The organism is Clostridium sp. LIBA-8841 (assembly GCF_034439435.1).
Classification (GTDB): Bacteria; Bacillota; Clostridia; order Clostridiales; family Clostridiaceae; genus Sarcina.
Genome location: NZ_JAPCKJ010000002.1, coordinates 166,876 through 187,686, shown reverse-complemented (window position 1 = coordinate 187,686; position 20,811 = coordinate 166,876). Strand labels below are relative to the sequence as shown.

Annotated in this window: 20 protein-coding genes and 1 riboswitch; of the genes, 17 read left to right on the top strand and 3 right to left on the bottom strand. The window is 28.5% G+C overall.

Annotation, left to right across the window (positions count from 1 at the left end):
• Window positions 1-103: 103 nt before the first annotated feature.
• Window positions 104-1,546 (top strand): ABC transporter substrate-binding protein, encoded by a 1,443-nt coding sequence (locus OIF33_RS06550; protein WP_322503424.1) that lies wholly within the window; start codon window positions 104-106, stop codon window positions 1,544-1,546.
• Between the two features lie 13 nt (window positions 1,547-1,559).
• Here the strand turns inward: OIF33_RS06550 and OIF33_RS06545 are convergent, their stop codons facing one another.
• Complete coding sequence (locus tag OIF33_RS06545; RefSeq protein WP_322503423.1) at window positions 1,560-1,892, bottom strand: DUF190 domain-containing protein; 333 nt, start codon at window positions 1,890-1,892, stop codon at window positions 1,560-1,562.
• Window positions 1,893-1,910: 18 nt separating this feature from the next.
• Entirely contained in the window at window positions 1,911-2,297 is a 387-nt protein-coding gene (gene crcB, locus OIF33_RS06540; protein WP_322503422.1) for a fluoride efflux transporter CrcB, read from the bottom strand.
• Window positions 2,298-2,946: 649 nt separating this feature from the next.
• On the opposite strand from crcB, the gene OIF33_RS06535 reads away from it, so the two are divergent.
• From OIF33_RS06535 to OIF33_RS06525, 3 genes are all read left to right on the top strand, one after another.
• The gene (locus tag OIF33_RS06535) at window positions 2,947-4,392 is read left to right on the top strand and encodes an ABC transporter substrate-binding protein (protein WP_322503421.1); all 1,446 of its coding nucleotides are present in this window, start codon (window positions 2,947-2,949) and stop codon (window positions 4,390-4,392) included.
• 189 nt (window positions 4,393-4,581) lie between these two features.
• Entirely contained in the window at window positions 4,582-5,316 is a 735-nt protein-coding gene (locus OIF33_RS06530; RefSeq protein ID WP_322503420.1) for a metalloregulator ArsR/SmtB family transcription factor, read from the top strand.
• Window positions 5,317-5,493: 177 nt separating this feature from the next.
• Window positions 5,494-6,792 carry a M20 family metallo-hydrolase gene (locus tag OIF33_RS06525; RefSeq protein WP_322503419.1) on the top strand — a complete coding sequence of 433 codons (1,299 nt, stop codon included), beginning with the start codon at window positions 5,494-5,496 and terminating at the stop codon, window positions 6,790-6,792.
• 111 nt (window positions 6,793-6,903) lie between these two features.
• Here OIF33_RS06525 and OIF33_RS06520 read toward each other — a convergent pair whose 3' ends face one another.
• The gene (locus OIF33_RS06520; protein ID WP_322503418.1) at window positions 6,904-7,704 is read right to left on the bottom strand and encodes a choline/ethanolamine kinase family protein; all 801 of its coding nucleotides are present in this window, start codon (window positions 7,702-7,704) and stop codon (window positions 6,904-6,906) included.
• A 63-nt stretch (window positions 7,705-7,767) separates the two neighbouring features.
• Here OIF33_RS06520 and cobT point away from each other — a divergent pair, with 63 nt between their 5' ends.
• The 13 genes from cobT to hcp all read left to right on the top strand — a co-directional run bounded on the left by cobT (window position 7,768) and on the right by hcp (window position 20,621).
• The gene (cobT, locus tag OIF33_RS06515; protein WP_322503417.1) at window positions 7,768-8,853 is read left to right on the top strand and encodes a nicotinate-nucleotide--dimethylbenzimidazole phosphoribosyltransferase; all 1,086 of its coding nucleotides are present in this window, start codon (window positions 7,768-7,770) and stop codon (window positions 8,851-8,853) included.
• Between the two features lie 47 nt (window positions 8,854-8,900).
• Window positions 8,901-9,461, top strand: coding sequence for a bifunctional adenosylcobinamide kinase/adenosylcobinamide-phosphate guanylyltransferase (locus OIF33_RS06510; RefSeq protein ID WP_322503416.1), 561 nt, complete (start codon window positions 8,901-8,903; stop codon window positions 9,459-9,461).
• A complete protein-coding gene (locus OIF33_RS06505) occupies window positions 9,445-10,200 on the top strand; it encodes an adenosylcobinamide-GDP ribazoletransferase (RefSeq protein WP_322503415.1) in 756 nt (251 codons plus the stop codon). Before OIF33_RS06510 ends, OIF33_RS06505 begins: the two co-directional genes overlap by 17 nt.
• A 13-nt stretch (window positions 10,201-10,213) precedes the next feature.
• A complete protein-coding gene (locus OIF33_RS06500; protein WP_322503414.1) occupies window positions 10,214-10,594 on the top strand; it encodes a bifunctional adenosylcobinamide kinase/adenosylcobinamide-phosphate guanylyltransferase in 381 nt (126 codons plus the stop codon).
• A 4-nt stretch (window positions 10,595-10,598) separates the two neighbouring features.
• Window positions 10,599-11,243, top strand: coding sequence for a histidine phosphatase family protein (locus OIF33_RS06495; RefSeq protein ID WP_322503413.1), 645 nt, complete (start codon window positions 10,599-10,601; stop codon window positions 11,241-11,243).
• Between the two features lie 2 nt (window positions 11,244-11,245).
• Window positions 11,246-12,193, top strand: coding sequence for an adenosylcobinamide-phosphate synthase CbiB (gene cbiB / locus OIF33_RS06490; RefSeq protein WP_322503412.1), 948 nt, complete (start codon window positions 11,246-11,248; stop codon window positions 12,191-12,193).
• Window positions 12,190-13,254, top strand: coding sequence for a threonine-phosphate decarboxylase CobD (cobD, locus tag OIF33_RS06485; RefSeq protein ID WP_322503411.1), 1,065 nt, complete (start codon window positions 12,190-12,192; stop codon window positions 13,252-13,254). The genes cbiB and cobD overlap by 4 nt, the downstream gene beginning before the upstream one ends.
• A gap of 85 nt (window positions 13,255-13,339) precedes the next feature.
• A riboswitch (cobalamin riboswitch) is annotated at window positions 13,340-13,515 on the top strand.
• 311 nt (window positions 13,516-13,826) lie between these two features.
• Window positions 13,827-14,744: an ABC transporter substrate-binding protein gene (locus tag OIF33_RS06480; RefSeq protein WP_322503410.1), complete on the top strand. Its 918-nt coding sequence runs from the start codon at window positions 13,827-13,829 to the stop codon at window positions 14,742-14,744.
• Window positions 14,731-15,762 carry an iron ABC transporter permease gene (locus tag OIF33_RS06475; protein WP_322503409.1) on the top strand — a complete coding sequence of 344 codons (1,032 nt, stop codon included), beginning with the start codon at window positions 14,731-14,733 and terminating at the stop codon, window positions 15,760-15,762. Before OIF33_RS06480 ends, OIF33_RS06475 begins: the two co-directional genes overlap by 14 nt.
• Window positions 15,763-15,766: 4 nt before the next feature.
• Window positions 15,767-16,522 carry an ABC transporter ATP-binding protein gene (locus OIF33_RS06470; RefSeq protein ID WP_322503825.1) on the top strand — a complete coding sequence of 252 codons (756 nt, stop codon included), beginning with the start codon at window positions 15,767-15,769 and terminating at the stop codon, window positions 16,520-16,522.
• Window positions 16,523-16,531: 9 nt separating this feature from the next.
• Complete coding sequence (locus OIF33_RS06465) at window positions 16,532-17,185, top strand: diphthine--ammonia ligase (protein WP_322503408.1); 654 nt, start codon at window positions 16,532-16,534, stop codon at window positions 17,183-17,185.
• Between the two features lie 9 nt (window positions 17,186-17,194).
• Entirely contained in the window at window positions 17,195-18,658 is a 1,464-nt protein-coding gene (locus tag OIF33_RS06460) for a cobyric acid synthase (RefSeq protein ID WP_322503407.1), read from the top strand.
• A gap of 244 nt (window positions 18,659-18,902) precedes the next feature.
• Window positions 18,903-20,621 (top strand): hydroxylamine reductase, encoded by a 1,719-nt coding sequence (gene hcp, locus OIF33_RS06455; RefSeq protein ID WP_322503406.1) that lies wholly within the window; start codon window positions 18,903-18,905, stop codon window positions 20,619-20,621.
• Window positions 20,622-20,811 lie beyond the last annotated feature (190 nt).

Sequence of the window (20,811 nt, the reverse complement as noted above, 5' to 3'; positions counted from 1 at the left end):
GAATAAGTTTATAAAAAAAAGTAAGATTATATAAAAAATATTCATTTAAAGAATTATAAAAAATAAATATAATATATTTGTAGTAGAAAATGGAGGGGGAAGAGTGGTTAAGGTAGAGAGATCGGTTTTGATTATTATAGGTTTAATACTTATGATATTTTTAATAATGTTTAATCTTATAAAGAATGGAAAATATACTAGTGATTTTGAAAATACTGAATTAGTTTGGTATACCATAGGCATAGAGCCAGATGATATGGATATAGTTGAAAAAGAAGTAAATAAGTATTTAATTGACAAAATAAATGCAACTATTGACATTAGATTTATAGATTATGTTGATTTTACAAAGGTTATGAATAATAAAACAAAAGAAGGGGAAAAATTTGATCTTGTATTTACATCATCATGGGCAAATGACTACCTACCTAATGTTAAAGAAGGCAACTTTATTAAATTAAACTCCCTATTAGAGCAGTATGGAAAAGATGTATATAAGGAAATAGACGAAAAGTTTTGGAAAGGTACTGAGGTTGATGGGGGAGTATATGCTGTTCCAAATCAAAAAGAAATAGCCAATATGCCTATGTGGGTATTTTCAAAGGAATATGTAGATAAATACAATATCCCTTATAAAGAACTAAGGACATTGGAAGATTTAGAGCCTTGGCTTAAATTAATTAAAGAAAATGAAGATGGGGTTATACCTTTTTATGTAGATAATAGCTATTCAGTACCAATGATATGGGATGAATTGGCTCCAGGTTTAGGAATTTCATTAAGAAGTAATAATTTTGATGTGGCAAACATATTTAAAACAGAAGAAATGTTAACTAATCTAAAAACTATGAGAAGATATAATGAACTTGGATATACTAATTCTAAACTTGGCAATACAGGAGATTTTTCTGCTAATAAGTTTGTTACTAAGGCTGATGGACAACCTTATGCTGAAAAAATATGGTCAGCTAAAAGTGGAGAAAAAGTTGTAGTAACTCCAATCTATGAAAGTTATATAACTAATGATTCAATTAATGGATCTATGATTGCTATATCTAAAAATTCAAAAAATCCTGAAAAAGCTATGGAATTTCTTAATCTTTTAAATACAGATAAGTATTTAAGGAATCTTATTAATTATGGTATAGAGGGCGTTCATTATGAAAAAATCTCTAATAATAAAATTAGACTATTAAAAAAGGCTAAAGATTACATGGTTGACTATTATACTTTAGGAAACTTATTTATAACATATGTTTTAGAAGATGAACCAGATGATAAATGGAAAGAATTTGAACGTATTAACAATAACTCAGAGGTTTCACAAGCTTTAGGATTTGAATTTGACTCTAGTAATGTAGAAGTAGAGTTTAATTCTGTAAATACTGTTCTTGAAGAGTTTAAGAGAAGTTTATATACTGGATTAGTTGATACAGAAGAATATGTTGAAAAGCTTAATAATAAGCTTAAAAGTGCAGGAATAGATAAGGTAAAAGAAGAATTAGAAAGACAATTAAATGAATGGAAAAATAAAAAAACAGACTAGTAGGTCTGTTTTTTTATTTTTTTAATCTAATTATTTGTACATTATCTAAAACTGTAATTGTACCTGTTTCTATCATAGGTTGAATAATTTCTATTAATTTAGATATTTTTTCTTTACTTTCAATAACCTCTATTACTATGGGTAAATTTCTAGCAAGCACTTCAATAAAATCAGAATGTATTTTATGGTGTTCATCTAAACCTTCAATTCCTCTTATAACAGTAGCACCTAAAACATTTTCTTCTTTTAAGGTTTTTAATATTTCTGAATAAAGAGGTTCTCCATTAAATTTATCAGATTCATCAATAAATATTTTTAAAAAGCTACCTATAAATTCATTTTTCATTATATATTCCTCCTAAAATTAAAATAATATTTTAGCAAATCTTTGACCTATTACAACAAAGACTAAGCTACATCCTAAGTTTAATATTGCATTTTCTATTCCTAAAATCATATGGCCATTATTTAGCATGCTTACTGTTTCATAAGAAAAGGTTGAAAAGGTAGTAAGACCTCCCATAATACCTGTAGTTAAAAATAATTTTATATTAGGTGAAATTAAGGCACTATCCATGCTAAATTCCATGATGAATCCTATTAAAAGAGCACCAAGAATATTTGCAATTAAGGTACCATAAGGAAAATTTCCACCTAAATTTTTAGCTGCAAAAATAGAAATAAGGTATCTTAAAGCAGCACCTAAAAATCCACCACATCCTACTATAAAAGCAAGAAAAAGTTTTTGCATTTTAACATCTCCTTAAATAATTACTTATTAATTTAAATAAGCTTTAAATAAGCTATTTAAATTAATGTTAACAAACTTTAAATAGAAAGTAAAAAAAGTTATGATTTATAAATTAAGAATATATATTGAAAAAGTTTAATAAAAAAGTATGTATTTTTATAAAGAGATGGTATTTAAAGTAAAAACAATACAATAATTAATTAAATATAATAAAAGTTTTAGTTTCTTATAAAAAAATATACATAATAATTTTGAAGTATATGTAATGAAATAAAGAATAAAAATATGCTGAAGATAACAGTTTTATTACAAATACTTCAAACTTTTCAAATTATTAAAAAACTTAATAGAATATATATAAATAAATTTTCATAAAAAAATTTCTTCAAAGTTACTGATATAGCCAATTTAGAACAAAAAACGCCTATTTTTGCAAATGTTGACTTTTTTACTGTTATGGTATAAATTAACTATAGAAACTTTAATTCGCTTAAAACTTTTTAAGCAAAGCATGAAAAATATATAGCTTGTGATATTAAGGGTAGTTACATTAGGGAAGTTATATATTATTTGTAAACGTTTGATTGAGGGGTTTTAGAGTTAAAGGGTCTAAATGGTATAAAAATAGTAATATGAGGGGGATTAAAAAATGCTTAAACACAAAAAATTATTAGCATTAATTTTAGGAGGAATGATGACTACATCTGTAGCACTTACAGGTTGTGGATCAAGCGACAAAAGTGCAGAAGGTGGAGCAAGCGAAGAGCCTGTTAATTTAGTATGGTATGTAATAGGTGATACTCAAACTGATAATGAAAAGGTAGAAGAGGAAGTAAATAAATATATAAAAGATAAGATAAATGCTACTGTAGATATCAAACATGTTTCTTTTGGTGACTACACTCAAAAGATGAACGTATTAGCTAACTCAGGAGAAGAATATGATTTAGCATTTACATGTTCATGGGCTTTCCCATACTTAGAGAATGCTAGAAAAGGTGCTTTCCGTGAGTTAGATGATTTATTAGATAAAGAGGGAGCAGATCTTAAAGGTGTTATAGATGAGAGACTTTGGAAAGGTGCTGAGGTTGATGGAAAGATTTACGCAGTTCCAAACCAAAAGGAAATAGCAGGAGCACCTATGTGGGTATTTGATAAGGAACTTGTTGAAAAATATGATGTTCCATACCAAGATATACACTCAGTAGAAGACTTAGAACCATGGTTACAAATAATAAAAGAAAAAGAGCCAGATTTCGTTCCATTCTATACTCAAGGAGATTCAATTCCATTAGAGTTTGATGAAATCATGAAACCTTTAGGAATATTCTACAATGATGATACTTTAACAGTACAAAATATGTTTGAAACTGAAGAAATGAAAGCTATGATGGCTAAATTAAGAGAATACTATGAAAAAGGATATATAAATCAAGATGCAGCTGTTAATAACATGCAAAATGAAGTTAAGAGATTTTTATGGAAAGCTGATGGACAACCATATGCTGAGAGTGGTTGGGGACAATCTTTAGGAAGAGAAGTTGTTACTTCATCAATAATACCTGCATACGTTACAAATAACTCAACTACAGGTGCTATGACTGCGATATCATCAACTTCTAAAAATCCAGAAAAAGCTATGGAGCTTATTAACTTAGTAAATACTGATACTACATTAAGAAATATGTTAATGTTTGGTATAGAGGGAACTCATTATGAAAAAGTTAGTGATAACCAAATTAAGAGAGATCCAAATGGACCATACAATGTAACTAGCTGGGGATATGGAAACTTATTTGATACTTATGTTTTAGACACAGATCCAGCCGACAAGTGGGAAGCATTTGAAGAGTTCAATGCTGCTGCTAAGACTTCACCAATATTAGGATTCAAATTCAATACAGAGTCAGTTACAACTCAAATATCAGCAGTTAATAACGTATTACAAGAGTTCGAAAAATCTTTATATACAGGTTCAATAGATCCAGTAAAAGGATTAGAAGATTTAAATAAAAAGTTAAGCTCAGCTGGATTAGAAGACATAAAGGTTGAGATGCAAAAGCAATTAGATGAGTGGAAAGCTTCTAATAAATAATAAATTATAAAAGAGTGGTTTTATACCACTCTTTTTCTTTTATTTGAATTATCTTTAAGAGGTAAGTAATATATAAAATAAATTTAATTAAGTAAAAACTTAATTAAAATGAAAATAACTATTGAATTTGGAAAGCAATAGGAGTAGAATTTAATTAAGGAAATACTTAATTAAATCAAGAGGTGGTTTATGGAAGAAAAAATAAAAATATTTAAAGCTTTAGGTGATGAAACAAGAATAAATATATTACACCTTATAAGAAAAAAATCTATGTGTGCAAAGGGGATAGCTAGAGAACTAAGCATTTCAGAATCAGCTGTTTCACAACAAATAAAAATATTAAAAGAAGCGAACCTTGTAATTGGATATAAAATAGGTTATCACATTGTTTATGATTTAAATATAGAGGAGCTAGAGAGTATTAATAGCTTAATTGATTATATCGTAAATGATGATAATAATATAAAAACAAAAGAAACTACTTATGAAAAATGTATTAAAGTATGTAAACATGCTAAATGCATGAATAATAAAAATTTAAAGGAGGAAAATATAATGAGAATTTGTTTCCCAGTTAAAACTAATGAAGGAGTTAAAAGTATTCCATATGGTCACTTTGGTACAGCTCCAACTTTTGTAATATGTGATTTAGAAAAAAACGAGGTGACTACTGTAGGTAATGGAGATTTAGGTCATGAACATGGTAAATGTCAGCCAATAAAGGCTTTATCAGGTGAAGTTGTAGATGCTGTAGTAGTTGGTGGAATAGGTGCTGGTGCCATAAATAAATTAAACTCTATGGGAATTAAAGTTTATAAAGCAATTGATGGAAATATAGAAGCTAATTTACAAGCATTTAAAAAAGAAGAATTAAAAGAGTTTTCAAGCACACATGCATGTAATCATCATGGATTCAGTCACTAAACTAATAATTTTTAATAAAAAGACAAGTTCTTGTTAGGACTTGTTTTTTTATTAAAAATTATTAGGAAAAATACTTTAAACATTAAGAAAATTTTAAATAGTTTATTATACTTAAAAGTACCGTATTATTTAAATATAAGGATATTTTAAATATTTAGTAATATGGAGGGGTAAAAGATGAGTAAGGATATTGAGAAGTTTTTAAATGAAATTAGAGAGAAGATAATTAATTATAGAAGAGATTTTCATAAATATCCAGAAGGAGCATGGAAAGAATTTAGAACAGCTTCTTTAATAGGAAAATATTTAAAAGACATGGGATATGAAATTAAGGTAGGCAGAGAAGTTATAAGTAAAGAACATAGGTTAGATGTTCCTAATGAAAAGGAATTAAATAAGAGTTATGAGAGAGCTTTAAAGCAGGGAGCTTTTAAAGAAATAAGTGATTTAATGATTGGAGGATATACTGGTGTAGTTGGAATTATGAAAAATGGTGAAGGACCAACCATTGCTTTAAGGTTTGATATAGATGGGGTTAAGGTTTTTGAAAGTAATGATAAAAAACATATGCCATTTAAAATGGGGTTTTCTTCAGTGAATAATGGTATAATGCATGCTTGTGGTCATGATGGACATATAGCTATTGGACTTGGAGTAGCTGAAGGACTTATTAATTTAAAAGATAAGTTTAAAGGGACAATAAAGCTTATTTTTCAGCCTGGGGAGGAAAGCGTTTGTGGAGGAAATCCTATGGTTGAATCGGGAATATTAGATGATGTAACCTATCTATTAAGTGGACATATTGGGATAAAGGCAAAAAAGTCAGGAGAAGTAATATGTGGAACACGAGGATTTTTGGCAACTTCAAAAATTAATGTGGAATTTACAGGAAAGTCATCACATGCAGGTGTAGCACCTGAAAAGGGACATAATGCATTGCTTTCAGCTTCTACAGCAGTATTAAATTTAGATGCCATACCTAGAAATAGTGAAGGAATAACAAGAATAAATGTAGGAAGATTAATAGCTGGTAGTGGAAGAAATGTAATTCCAGGAAAAGCCTTTATGGAAGTAGAGACCAGAGGAGAAACCACAGAGTTAAATGAATATATGGAAGAGTATGCTATAAGAATTTTAAAAGCTTCTGCAGATATGCATGATAATCATGTTGAAATATCATGCTTAGGGAAATCCATAAGTGGAAAAAGTGATAGGGAATTAATTGATGTTATTAAAACTGTAGCAAAGGATATAAAAAGTTATGAAACGATAATAGATGAAGAAGATTTTGGAGCTAGTGAAGATATATGTTATATGATGAAAAGAGTACAGGACAGAGGGGGAAAAGCATCATATATTATGTTTGGAAGTCAACTAAAAGATGAACATCATTCTATTAGATTTGATTTTCATGAAGAAGATATGTTTCCAGCAATTAATTTGTATTTAAGAACAATCATAGAATTGAGTAAATAGATTAAATAAAATAGGTAGTCTTTTAATTTAAGACTACCTATTTCAATTTTAGATTAATAAGTATGATGTAGTTAATATGAGAAGAGTTTTATTATGTAAAATTTAGTGGTTTTATATCTTAGATAATAAATCGTCTATAATCATGTTTCCACCTAGCTTATAATCATATGTAGATTTTGTCGTCATAGACTTTATAAAACTCCAAGAAGCATTCCACAACTTAACTACAAAAAGATAATCCTCTAATTTTTCCATTAGTTCATTAGAATAATAACCAAAATAATTTTTAATCAAAAAATATCTTTCCTTCTCCTGAAGCATCCATGATATAGTTGCTAAATCAAAAAATATATCACACATAGCGGAAAATTCAAAGTCAATAAGAAGAACCTTCTTATTATAGTAAAGTACATTTGATGAATTTAAATCATTGTGGCAAAGACCTAAATTAATATTTCTATTTAACTTTTCCTCAAGGAAATTCAACCTATTTAAAATTAAGTAAATATCTTTGTGTAATATAAAATTTTTAGATTCTAAAAATTTAAAGTTTTTTCTTATATGTTCAAAAGGATTAAAAGTATGCTCACATCTAAGAATATGTAGCTTTTTTAGAGTTATAGCTAGATTTTTAATGAATTCAACAGATGTAAATGTATTCATGTTTACTTTTGAACTTTCTAAAAATTTGCTTATTAGTATTCCATTATCCTTATTATGATATATAATAGGGGGGGATAGCTTGTTCAAATTAGCAAAAGTTAAAACAAAATTTTCCTCTGAAAAATTATTTTTATTATCTTTACTAGGTATTCTTAAAACATATTTATTATTTTCACACTCTAATAAATAGTTTGAATTATTAAGACCACCTAGTTTAGTTATCTTATGATTTTTCATTTTGTTATTCATCTTAATCTCCTTATATCCTAATAAAAATATTATATCAAAAATAAGAAGGGGTGGAAAAGGATAATGTTAAATGAGGTATTAAAAGGAATAAAGGGGAGAGATGAAGAAATAGAGTTAAAAGCTAAAAAAAGAGTAGATTCCTTAGCAAAACCTTTAGGTAGTTTAGGAAAGTTAGAGGACATAGCTATTAGATTATCTGGAATAACTGGAGAATTATTTAATGATATTAACAAAAAATGTGTGTTGATAATGTCTTCAGATAATGGCGTTGTAGAAGAAGGAGTAGCTTCTGCACCTCAATGTGTAACTTTACTTCAAACAAAAAACTTTATAAAAGGAAATACAGGCGTGGCTACATTAGCAAAAGTTAATAATACAGATTTAATGGTTTTTGATGTAGGAATTAACTCAGATGAGGTTATAGATGGGGTAATAGATAGAAAAATTTCAAAGGGAACTAAAAATATCTACAAAGAACCAGCTATGACTTATAAGGAAGCCAAAAAATCAATAGAAATTGGCATTGAGGCTGTAAAAATGGCTAAGGAAAAAGGATATAAGATACTTGGAGTAGGTGAAATGGGTATAGGAAACACCACTACTTCAGCAGCCGTCCTAAAAGCCCTTATTGGATGTGAGACTTCTCAAGTAGTAGGAAAAGGTGGCGGAATAAACAACGAATCTTTTGAAAAGAAAAAAACTATTGTAGAAGAAGTTATAAAAAAGCATGATATTAATACTATGGATCCTATTGATATTATTTCAAAAGTTGGAGGATATGACATTGGAGCCATGGCTGGAGTGTTTATAGGAGCGGCTTATTATAGAATTCCTGTTGTAATAGACGGTTTTATATCAGTTGTAGCAGCACTTTTAGCTAGTAAATTAAACCCTTTAGTTAAGGAGTTTTGTTTTACTTCTCATAAATCAGAAGAAATAGGTTATAACCTTGCTATAAAAGAACTTGGGTTAAATCCTATGCTAGATCTTAATATGAGACTTGGAGAAGGTAGTGGTTGTCCAATTGCATTTTCAGTTGTTGATTTTGCAATTGCCATGATGAATAATATGGCAACCTTTGAAGAAGGAAATATTGATGATAGTTATTTAGAGGAAGTAAAGGAAGAAGAGTGTTATATAGTTCAATGAGGTAGAGAGAGCCTTATAAAAATAATAATGGAGTTAAATTAATTGATATGATAGTTTTAATTATTGGAGGAGCTAAAAGTAGTAAGTCATCTTACGCTGAATTTTATAGTAGTGAACTTTCTAAAAGAGAAGAGGGAAGTCTTTATTATTTAGCTACTATGAATCCTTATGATTTGGAAGATTTAAAAAGAATAGAAAATCATTTGGAAAATAGAAAAGAATATGATTTTAAGACAGTTGAAAAACATAGAAATTTAAATAGTATACTTAATAAATTTTCTAATGATGATACAGTTTTATTAGATAGTCTAACATCTTTAGTTACTAATGAGATGTTTGTTGGAAAAGAGTTTAATGAAAATGTTAGTTCAATTATTTTAAGTCATATAAAAAGTTTAGGAAGCAAAGTTTCTAATTTAATAATAGTTTCAGATTATGTTTTTAGTGATGGGATCAAATATGATTCTTACACAGAAGCTTTCAGAAAAGAACTAGGAACAATAAATTGTGATTTAGCAGCATTTTCTGATGTAGTTATAGAAGCTTCCTTTGGAAATTTAATATTTCATAAGGGAAAGGAGGTTTTAAAAAATGAAAAGCTTATATAAAGCCTTAAATATGGCTTTAAGCATGTTTACAGTTATTCCACTTCCAAAATATGAGTGGGATGATAAAGTAGCTAAACATATAATGAAGCTTTATCCTTTAATAGGTTTAATAGTAGGATGTCTTTGGTATTTTAGTTTTTTTATACTAAATAAACTAAATGTGCCTATGATGCTTATGGCAGCTATTATTTTATCAGTTCCTTATCTTTTAACAGGATTTTTGCATTTAGATGGATTCATGGATGTTTCAGATGCACTTCTTTCAAGAAGAGATAAAGAAGAAAAACTTAGGATTTTAAAAGATTCAAGAGTAGGAGCATTTTCAGTAATTGCCGTTCTTTTATTACTGATTATTGAGTTTTCTGGAGTTTTTACTTTATTAGAGAAGGATATAGATATGAAAATACTTATTTTTATACCTATAGTATCAAGAGCAATAAATGGTTATTTTATTGTTAGTAAAGAAATGATTGGAGAAAGTTCTTTAGGAAAGTTTTTTAAAAATGGAACTGGAAAAATAGATGAAATAATTTTAATAGGAATCTATGTAGTAGTTTCGATATTAACATTCTTTATTTTTGGAATAAACTATTTAATTGCTATCTTAGGAATGGGAGCGATTTCTCTTATTTTACTTTTAAAAGTGAGAAAAGAGTTAGGTGGAATAAATGGAGACGTTGCAGGATATATTCTTGTTCTTATGGAATTTACAGGAATTCTCATTTTAGGAATTCTTTAAGGAGGTAAGACTTTTGAAACTTTTATTTGGTGGTGCTTACAATGGTAAGTTAAGATATGTAAAAGAAAATTTAGGCATAAAAGAAGAGGAGATATTTTACTGTATCAATGAAAAAATAGACTTCTCTAAAAAAGTTATTAGTGGAATAGATAGATTAATTTATTTCAATGCCTTAGAAGGAAAAGAATCTTTAGCTTTTTTTAAGGAAAATAAAGACAAGCTCAAAGGAAAAATTTTAATTTGTGATGAAATATCTTCTGGAATAGTTCCTTTAAAAAAAGAGGAAAGATTATGGAGAGAAGAGACAGGTAAGGTTCTTCAGTTTTTATCCAAAGAAAGTGAAGAGGTTTATAGAATATTTTTTGGAATACCAACGAGATTAAAGGGTGAATAATAAGATGATAATTTATTTGATTAGGCATGGAAAAACTTATTGTAATGAAAAGAAGCTTTATTGTGGAATAAGTGATGTGCCTTTAAGTGAAATAGGAATAAGTGAATTAGAGGAAAAAAGAAAGAGTGTGAAGCTTCCAGAGTGTAAAAGGAATTTTACAAGTGGAGCAAAGAGAGCTAATGAAACATTTAATATTTTATATCCAAATGAAAAGTATGAAGTTGTAAAAGAGTTTGGAGAATACAACTTTGGAGAATTTGAGCTGAAATCTTATGAAATGCTAAAGGAAGATAAGAAGTATTTAGATTGGATTCTAGATGAAAGTAAAGGAGTTTCTTGCCCTAATGGTGAATCAAGAAGAGATTTTGAAAAAAGAATGAAAAAAGCATTTTTAAAATTACTTTTAATGCTAGAAGAACAGGGAGAAGAGGAAGCTTTAATAGTATGTCATGGAGGAAGCATAGCTTGTATTTTAGAACTTTTTGAAAAGGAAGGATTAGACTTTTATACTTATCAACCTAAGTGTGGAGGTGGATATAAATTAAAAGTTGAACAAGATATCGAGAATTTAGAAAAAGAATTTTCAAGTCTAGATTTTGAAGAAAATATAGAAAATAATCTAAGACTAGAAATAATAGAAAGGTTTTAGAAATGATAAAAATTATAATAGGATATGTTTTAGACCTAATAATAGGAGATCCTAATAATCCATATCATCCTATCAGATATATAGGAAAATTAGCTTCTAGTATGGAAAAGCTTTGGAGAAAAGTATTTAAGAAAAATCTTAAGTTAGCAGGTTTTTTTGCATGGTTTTTCATAGTAGCTATAACTTTTGGAGTAACTTTAGGGATTGTACATATTGCAAATTTAGTTAGTCCTATTTTAGGAACTTTAGTATCAGGAATACTTATTTATTTTTGTATTTCAGCAAAAGGGCTTAAAGTTGAAGGTCTCAAAGTAATTAAAATTTTAAATACAGGAGATATAGTTAAAGCTAGAAAACAATTATCATATATAGTTGGTAGAGATACTACTAATTTAGATGAAGAAGCTATAGTAAGAGCTGTAGTAGAAACAGTTGCTGAAAACATGTCAGATGGAATTATAGCGCCTTTATTTTTTGCTGGAATTGGGGGAGCACCTTTGGCTTTCTTGTATAAAGCAGTAAATACATGTGATTCTATGTTTGGTTATAAAAATGATAAATATAGAGAATTTGGGTTCGTCTCAGCGAAACTTGATGATGTGTTCAATTATATTCCAGCTAGATTGACAGCTTACCTTATAGTAATAGCTTCATTTATTTTAAGGCTTAATTATAAAGAAAGTTTTAAAATATATAAAAGAGATAGATACAATCATTCAAGTCCTAATAGTGCTCATCCAGAAGCAGCGGTAGCAGGGGCTTTAGGAATAAGGCTTGGAGGAGCAAACTATTATTTTGGAAAGCTTGTAGAAAAACCAACTATAGGAGATATTAAAAAGAAAATAGAAATTTCAGATGTTTATAATACTAATAAAATTTTAGGATTAGTTTCTTTTTTAGGAATGCTAATAGCTATTATTATTAGATATATCTTAGAGGTGATTATATGAACTTAGGACATGGCGGTAATGTAGAAGAAATAAAGAGAATTTATGGGTTAGAAGAAAATGAAATCATTGATTTTTCAGCTAACATAAATCCTATGGGGATCTCTGAAAAAGTAAAAGAGGCCATGATTAGAGGAATAAATTCTATAGAAAGATATCCAGATATAACTTATTATAAGCTTAAAAAAGAAATTTCAAGTTTCGAAAAAGTAGATTTAGATAAAATAGTCTTAGGTAACGGAGCTGCAGAAGTGATTTTTAATATAGTAAGAGGAATCAAACCTAAGAATGCTCTTATAATAGCACCTACTTTTTCAGAATATGAGGATGCTTTAAACTCTCTAGAATGCAAAGTAAATCATTACATATTAAAAGATAGATATTCATTAGATAATAGATTTATAGATGAAATAAATGATGATTTAGATATAATATTTTTATGCAATCCAAACAATCCAACAGGAGCTTTAATAGAGAAAGATTTTTCTTTAAGAGTGTTAAAAAAGGCAAAGGAAATGGATGTAAAAGTTGTTTTTGATGAATCATTTTTGGATTTTGTTGAGGATAATGAAAAATACTCTGTTATTGAATATCTAGATGATTTTAATAATTTAATTGTGGTTAAATCATTAACTAAGCTTTTTGCTTTTCCTGGTATAAGGCTAGGTTATGGATTAAGCTCAGATTTTGAAATGATAAAAAAAATAAATTCTGTTGCTACTCCTTGGAGTGTAAATACAGTGGCAGATTATGCTGGAAGAGAAGCCTTAAAAGAAGTTAAGTATATAAAAGATAGCATAGCTTACGTAAAAAAAGAGAATGAATTTTTATATAATGGATTAAAAGCATTTAAAGACATTAATGTTTTTAAAGGAGCTGTTAATTTTCTATTTTTTAAATTAAGCAGAGAATTAAATTTAAGAGAAGAGCTAATTAAACAAGGAATAATAATAAGAAGTTGTAATAATTATATAGGTTTAGACAATAGTTATTATAGAGTTGCAGTTAGAAGAAGAGAAGAAAATGAAAAACTTTTAGAAGCGCTTTCAAAAATTTTAAAATAGCTTATTTACATTTTTATTCTTATAAAAAGATAAATTTAAAGTAGGTAAGGTGTTTGACAATAATAAAATATAATAATATAATCAAGTTGATTGATTCATAATTGGTGTGAATTCACTTAATAGGGAATGAAGTTAAAATCTTCAACTACCTCAGTAACCGTGAAGCTGACAAAATCTCAATATGTCACTGCATTTTATGTGGGAAGACGAGATGGAGGGTGAAGCAAAGTCGGGATACCTGCCTTTTATGCGAATACTATTATCTTCTGAGGGTAGGGTAATAGGATGCGTACGCTTTCAGAATATACTTAACATACCTTCTAATGGGTATGTTTTTTTATTTTCTACGTATTAATCTTAAACCTCAAATATTTAATTGTTAAGTTTTATGAAAGAAAAATTTGATTATTAGTGATGCTTTAAACTTAATTTAAGAAATTTCAAATTTGCTTTTATAGGTTGTAGGGATACTTAGCAATATTAAAAAATACATATTAAAATCATTAATTAAAATCAAATAGGAATCCTTCATATGACTTAAGAAATTACAAAGGTAAAAATGGAGGAAAAACATGAAAAACTTTAAAAAAGTAATTTCCCTAGTAACCTTAACAGTAATGTCATTACTGCTATTGGTTGGTTGTGGAAGCAAAACGGTAACAATGAAAGATATGGAAGGGACTGAATTTACAGTACCGAAAAAAATCGAAAGAATAGTGTCAACAGCACCGTCTAATACAGAAATATTGGTAGGTTTAGGTTTAGGTGATAAAATCGTAGGTGTTGATAAATACTCAGCAGATGTAAAGGGATTAAACCCAGATATACCTAAAATAGATTTTAGGAATCCAGATGCTGAGGCTATTCTAGCTCTTAAGCCTGATGTAATAATAGCTTCAGGTCATAACAGAGAAGGTAAAGAAGACCCATTTAAGGTTTTAAAGGATGCTGGAATACCAGTAGTATATATTCCAACTAGTGAAAGCATTGATGGAATATACGAAGATATAAATTTCTTAGCTAAGTTAACTGGAACAGAGGCTGAAGGAAACAAAATGGTTGATGAAATGAAAAGTGAAGTAAACAAAATTAAAGCTATAGGTGAAACTATAAAAGATAAAAAAACTGTTTACTTTGAAATTGGATCAAGTCCAAATTTATATAGCTTTGGAAGTGATACTTTCTTAAATAATTTATTAACTATAGTTGGAGCAGAAAATGTATTTGCAAATGAAAAAGGCTGGATTTCACCAAGTGAAGAAGCCGTTATAAAAGCAAATCCAGATGTAATTTTAACAAATGAAGATTATATTGAAAATGCAACAGATTTAATTGCTAAACGTCCAGGTTGGAATACAATAACTGCTGTTAAGGATAATCAAATATTCTTAGTAGATAAAAATGCAACATCACGTGGAAGTCAATATGTGATAAGTGCCTTAAAACAAATAGCAAAGGATATTTATCCAGAACAATATGCAGGAATCTAAAAAGAGAAAATTGCTAATAACACTATCTATTCCATTAGTATTATTAGTACTTTGTATTGGAACTTCTATTGGAAGTTCCAATATTAATATATGGGATACTATTTCTATAGTTGGAAATAAGATTTTTGATATTCCACTTAGAGCTGGTATCAAACCTGAAGACGTAGCAATTATTTGGGTAATTAGATTACCTAGAGTTTTATTAGCCTTTGGGGTTGGAGCTGCTCTTGCAGTTAGTGGAGCTGTAATCCAATCAATTTTAAAAAATCCTTTAGCATCACCATATACCTTAGGGGTTTCATCAGGAGCTTCCTTAGGAGTTGGAATATACATAGTTCTTGGTATAACAATACCTTTTATAGGAAATTTAGCTATGCCTATTATAGGATTTTTATGTGGAGTTTTTACTATTTTTGCAGTAATAATTTTTTCAAATAAGGTAGATAGAGGACTTTCAAATAATACCGTAATATTAGCGGGAATGGTTCTATCGCTTTTTACTAGTGCCATGTTAACAACTATAACAGCATTATGTAGTGAGGATATAAAGGCTATTACTATGTGGCAAATGGGATCATTTGCTATGAAGAGTTGGTCTTATGTTTTTGCTGGATTTCCATTTTTTATAATTGGAATCTTTATGGTATTAAGATATACAAAAGAAATGGATATTTTAAGTTTTGGAGAAGATAGTGCAAAGACTGTAGGTGTTGAAACTGAAAAGGTAAAAAAAAGACTACTTATTTCAGTTGCTATTTTAACTGGAAGTGCAGTTGCTTTAAGTGGTGTTATAGGCTTTATTGATCTTATAACTCCTCATATAGTTAGAAAAATATTTGGTTCTAATCATAAAATAGTAATACCAATGTGTATTATACTTGGTGGAACACTTATGGTACTAACAGATTTAGTTTCAAGAACATTAATTTCACCATCAGAATTGCCAGTAGGAGCAATTACGGCTTTAATTGGAGCACCATTTTTTGCTTACATTTATTTTGGAAAAAGAAGTAGGTGATATTTTGCTAGAAGTTAAAAACTTATGCTGTGGGTATGATGGTAATGATGTTATACATAATATATCCTTTAATATTAATAGAGGAGAAAATATTTCTATAATAGGACCAAATGGGTGTGGAAAATCCACAATTTTAAAAGCTTTAGCTAACCTCATAGAATATAGAGGGGAAATAAAGCTAGACGGGGTAGAGATTAAAAAGATAAAAAGAAAAGAGTTAGCTAAAAAAGTTGCATTAATGAGTCAAAATTCTGAAATATATTTTTCTTACACTGTATTTGAGACCGTTGCTTTGGGAAGGTATGCTCATATAGATGGTATTTTTTCAAGGCTTAGTAATGAGGATAAGGATATAGTTTTAAAATGTATTGAAAGTGTTGGTTTATTAGAAGAAAAAGATAAATTAATAAATGAGTTATCAGGTGGACAACTTCAGAGAGTTTATTTGGCAAGAGCATTTGCTCAAGAGCCAGATATATTACTCTTAGATGAACCAACTAATCATTTAGACTTAAAATGTCAAATTGAAATTTTAGATTATATAAATAAATGGACAAAAGAAAATAACAAAACAGTTATAGGTGTTTTACATGACTTAAATTTAGTTCAAATGTTTAGTAAGGATGTAATTCTTGTTAAAGAGGGAGAAATTTATAGTAGTGGTAAAGCAAGAGAAATATTAAATAGCTCAAAAATTAAAGATGTCTATAAAATAGATATAAGAAAATTCATGCTAGAAGCATTAGAAAAATGGAAGTAGGTGGACAATATGAAAAAGAAATTTGTTGTATCATATAGTTGTGGAAAGGATAGTACATTATCATTATATAGAATGATAAAAGCTGGACATACTCCAGTAGCTTTATTAGTTACTGTTGATAAAAAGGTTTTAAGAAGTTGGTTTCATGGAATACCAGATAAATTATTAAAAGATGTTGCTAAGTCATTAGATATTCCTATGGTTTTAGTAGCTAGTAACGGAAAAGAAAATTATGGAGAAACTTTCGTAGATGCTTTAAAGAAACTTAAAGAAGAAATGGGCGCAGAGGCTTGTGTTTTTGGAGATATAGATTTAATGGCACACAGAAATTGGTGTGAAGATAAATGTGAAAAAGCCGGTCTTGAAGCTATTTTTCCACTTTGGGAAGAAGATAGAGAAGCTCTAACTTATGAATTCATAGATAGTGGATTTAAAACTGTAATCAAAAATGTAAAATTAAGTATTTTAGGAGAAGAATTCTTAGGTGAAGTTTTAACTAAGGATGTAGTTGAAAGATTAAAAGCAGCAGGTTCAGATGCTTGTGGAGAAAATGGAGAGTATCATACATTTGTTTATGATGGACCTTTATTTAAAGAAAAAATAAACTTTGAAACTGGAGAAAATATATTAACAGAAACTCATGGATTTTTAGATATTAAGTAGGTGTGTTTTATGAAGTATAGAGGAATAATGCTACTTGGAACAGCATCTTCTGTTGGAAAAAGTACTGTTGCCGCGGCTTTTTGTAGATATTTTAAGAAAAAAGGATATAGTGTTGCACCTTATAAAGCATTAAATATATCATTGAATTCTTTTGTAACTAAAGAGGGAGATGAAATAGGGAGAGCTCAGGTGGTACAAGCCGAAGCTTGTGAAATTGACCCTAAAGAATATATGAATCCTATTTTAATGAAACCTAGTGCAGGGTTTAAAACTCAAGTAATAGTTAGAGGTAAAGTTTATTGCACTATGGATGCTTATAAATATAAAGACTTAAATAAGTATCTTAAAGAAAAGGCAAAGGAAGCTTATGATGATATTTCTAAGGATTATGATTTAATAGTCTTAGAGGGATCTGGTAGTTGTGCTGAAATAAATTTAAGAGAAACAGATATTGCAAATATGCAGACTGCTAAGATGGCAGATGCAGATGTAATCTTAGTTGCTGACATTGATAGAGGAGGAGTTTTTGCTTCTATTGTTGGTACTATAATGCTTTTAACTGAAGAGGAAAGAAAAAGAGTTAAAGGAGTTATAATAAACAAATTTAGAGGCAAAAAAGAATTCTTTGAACCAGCTATGAGACAAATAGAAGAAATAATAAATATACCTGTTTTAGGAGTTATGCCTTACTTTGATTTAGACATAGAAGAAGAGGATAGTGCTTCTATTAAAATTAGAGAGGGAAATAATAAAGGGGTAGATATAGCCATAGTTAGATTACCTCACATGTCAAACTTCACTGATTTTAATGCTCTTTCAAGAATAAAAGATGTTGGAATAAGATATGCGGAAAATACTAAGGACTTAGATAATGCACATATGATAATAATTCCAGGAAGTAAGAATACTATAGATGATTTAATTTACTTAAAGGAAAGTGGTTTTAAGGATAAGATTCTTGAAAAGAAAGCAGAAGGAAAATTAATATTTGGTATCTGTGGAGGATACCAAATATTAGGAGAAAAAATAATTGATTCTCTTGGAGTTGAAGGAAGTATTAGAGAAGAAGAAGGATTAGGACTTTTAAACATTAAAACATCTTTCAATAAGCAAAAAACTACAAAGCAAGTAATTGCCTTTGATTCAGAAGGAAATGAAGTAAGTGGATATGAAATTCATAATGGAGAAAGTATTCCAACAAAAGAAGAACTTGTTTGGTTAAAAGACCAGGAAGATAATGCTCTAGGAATGAAAGATGAAGCATCAAAAGTTTTAGGAACTTACATTCATGGAATATTTGATGAAGGTGACTTTGGAATTAAGCTTATTAATAAGCTTAAAAAGGAGCTAAACTTAGAAGAAAGTCATGAAATGCGTTATAAGGATTATAAAATAAGTCAATATAATAAGCTTTGTGAACTTTTAGAAGAAAATATAGATATGGACTATGTTGAAAATCTAATTAGATCTTAATTTTAGACAGTGTATTAAATATTATTATTTAATACACTGTTTTTTTAGGGTTTTTTATAATACTTTATTATTAGTTTCAAGTAAATTTTAATTTTTATTAAAAAAATTTTGTATTGGTAACTTAGGTTACAGGATAAAAAAGACTTATAGTATAGAATAATAACTGTTGAAGCGACAGCTTAAAAAACTAAAAATAGTTTAGATAAACAAAGGAAAAAGTTTTGAATAAATTGGAGGAATATTAATGGAAAATAAAATGTTTTGTTTCCAGTGTCAAGAGACTGCTGGATGTACAGGATGCACTAAGTTTGGAGTATGTGGAAAGTCACCAGATTTAGCAAGAATGCAGGACTTATTAATATATACAACTAAGGGGTTATCAGAAGTAACTACTAGATTAAGAGCTGAAGGAAAGAAGATAGATTCAAAAGTTAATCATTTAGTAACTATAAACCTATTTACTACAATAACTAATGCAAACTTTGATGATGAAATATTCTATGAAAGAGTAAAAGAAACTTTAAGAGTAAAAGAAAATTTATTAAGCACTTTAAAGAATAAAAAGAATTTATCAGAAGCTGCACTTTGGAATGCTTCTAATAAAAATGAAATAGATGAAAAATTAAGCTTATTACAAAAGATAAAGAATGCTTTCTCAAAGAAAGAAGAAATTTCACTAGATTCAATATTAGATGAAAAATCAACTAAGGTAGGAGTTTTAGCTACTAAGGATGAAGATATAAGAAGTTTAAGAGAACTTATAATATATGGTTTAAAAGGTATGTCAGCATACATGAAGCATGCTAATGCATTAGGATATGACAAAGAAGAAATAAATGCATTTATGCAAAGTACATTAGCTAAGACTTTAGACGATAGTTTAACAATAGATGAATTAATAGCTTTAACTCTAGAAACTGGTAAGGTTGGAGTAGATGGAATGGCATTACTTGATAGTGCAAATACAGGAACTTATGGACATCCTGAAGTTACTAAGGTCAATATAGGAGTTAGAAAAAATCCAGGTATATTAGTATCAGGACATGATTTAAAAGATTTAGAATTATTATTAAAGCAAACAGAAGATACAGGAGTAGATGTATATACTCACTCAGAGATGCTACCCGCTCATTATTATCCAGCATTTAAAAAGTATTCTCATTTTGCAGGAAACTATGGAAATGCTTGGTGGAAGCAAAAGGAAGAGTTTGAAAGCTTTAATGGTCCAATATTAATGACTACAAACTGCATAGTACCTCCAAAGGATAGCTATAAAGATAGATTATACACAACAGGAGCAGCAGGCTTTGCTGGATGTACTCACATAATAGGAAACTCAGAATCAGATAAAGATTTCTCAGTTATAATTGAACATGCTAAGAAATGTAAAGCTCCTAAGGAAATAGAAACAGGAGAAATTATAGGTGGATTTGCTCATAACCAAGTTCTTGCCTTAGCAGATAAAGTAGTAGAGGCAGTTAAATCTGGAGCAATAAGAAGATTCTTTGTTATGGCTGGATGTGATGGAAGAGCTAAATCAAGAAATTATTATACTGATTTTGCAAAGGCATTACCAAAGGATACAGTAATCTTAACAGCTGGATGTGCAAAATATAAATATAATAAATTACCTTTAGGTGATATAAATGGAATTCCAAGAGTATTAGATGCAGGACAATGTAATGATTCTTACTCACTTGCATTAATAGCATTAAAACTTAAAGAAGTATTTGAACTAGAAGATATAAATGATTTACCAATATCATTTAACATAGCTTGGTATGAGCAAAAAGCTGTAATAGTATTATTATCACTATTATATTTAGGTGTTAAAAACATACACTTAGGACCAACATTACCAGCATTTTTATCTCCAAATGTTGCTAAAGTTTTAGTTGAAAACTTTGGAATTGGTGGAATTACAAATGTTGAAGATGATATAAAAATGTTTTTACAAAAATAAAATTTAATTTATATATTTTAAAAAAGAAGAGATATAACTAAAAGTTATATCTCTTTTTTACAATTAAATTTAATGGCAAAAAAGTACAATAAAAGTACAAAAAATTACAAAATCACTTAAAAATAGGTACTATAAATGGTAATATATAAAAGGCATTATTTAACGAAAAAAATTATTATATAATAAGAAA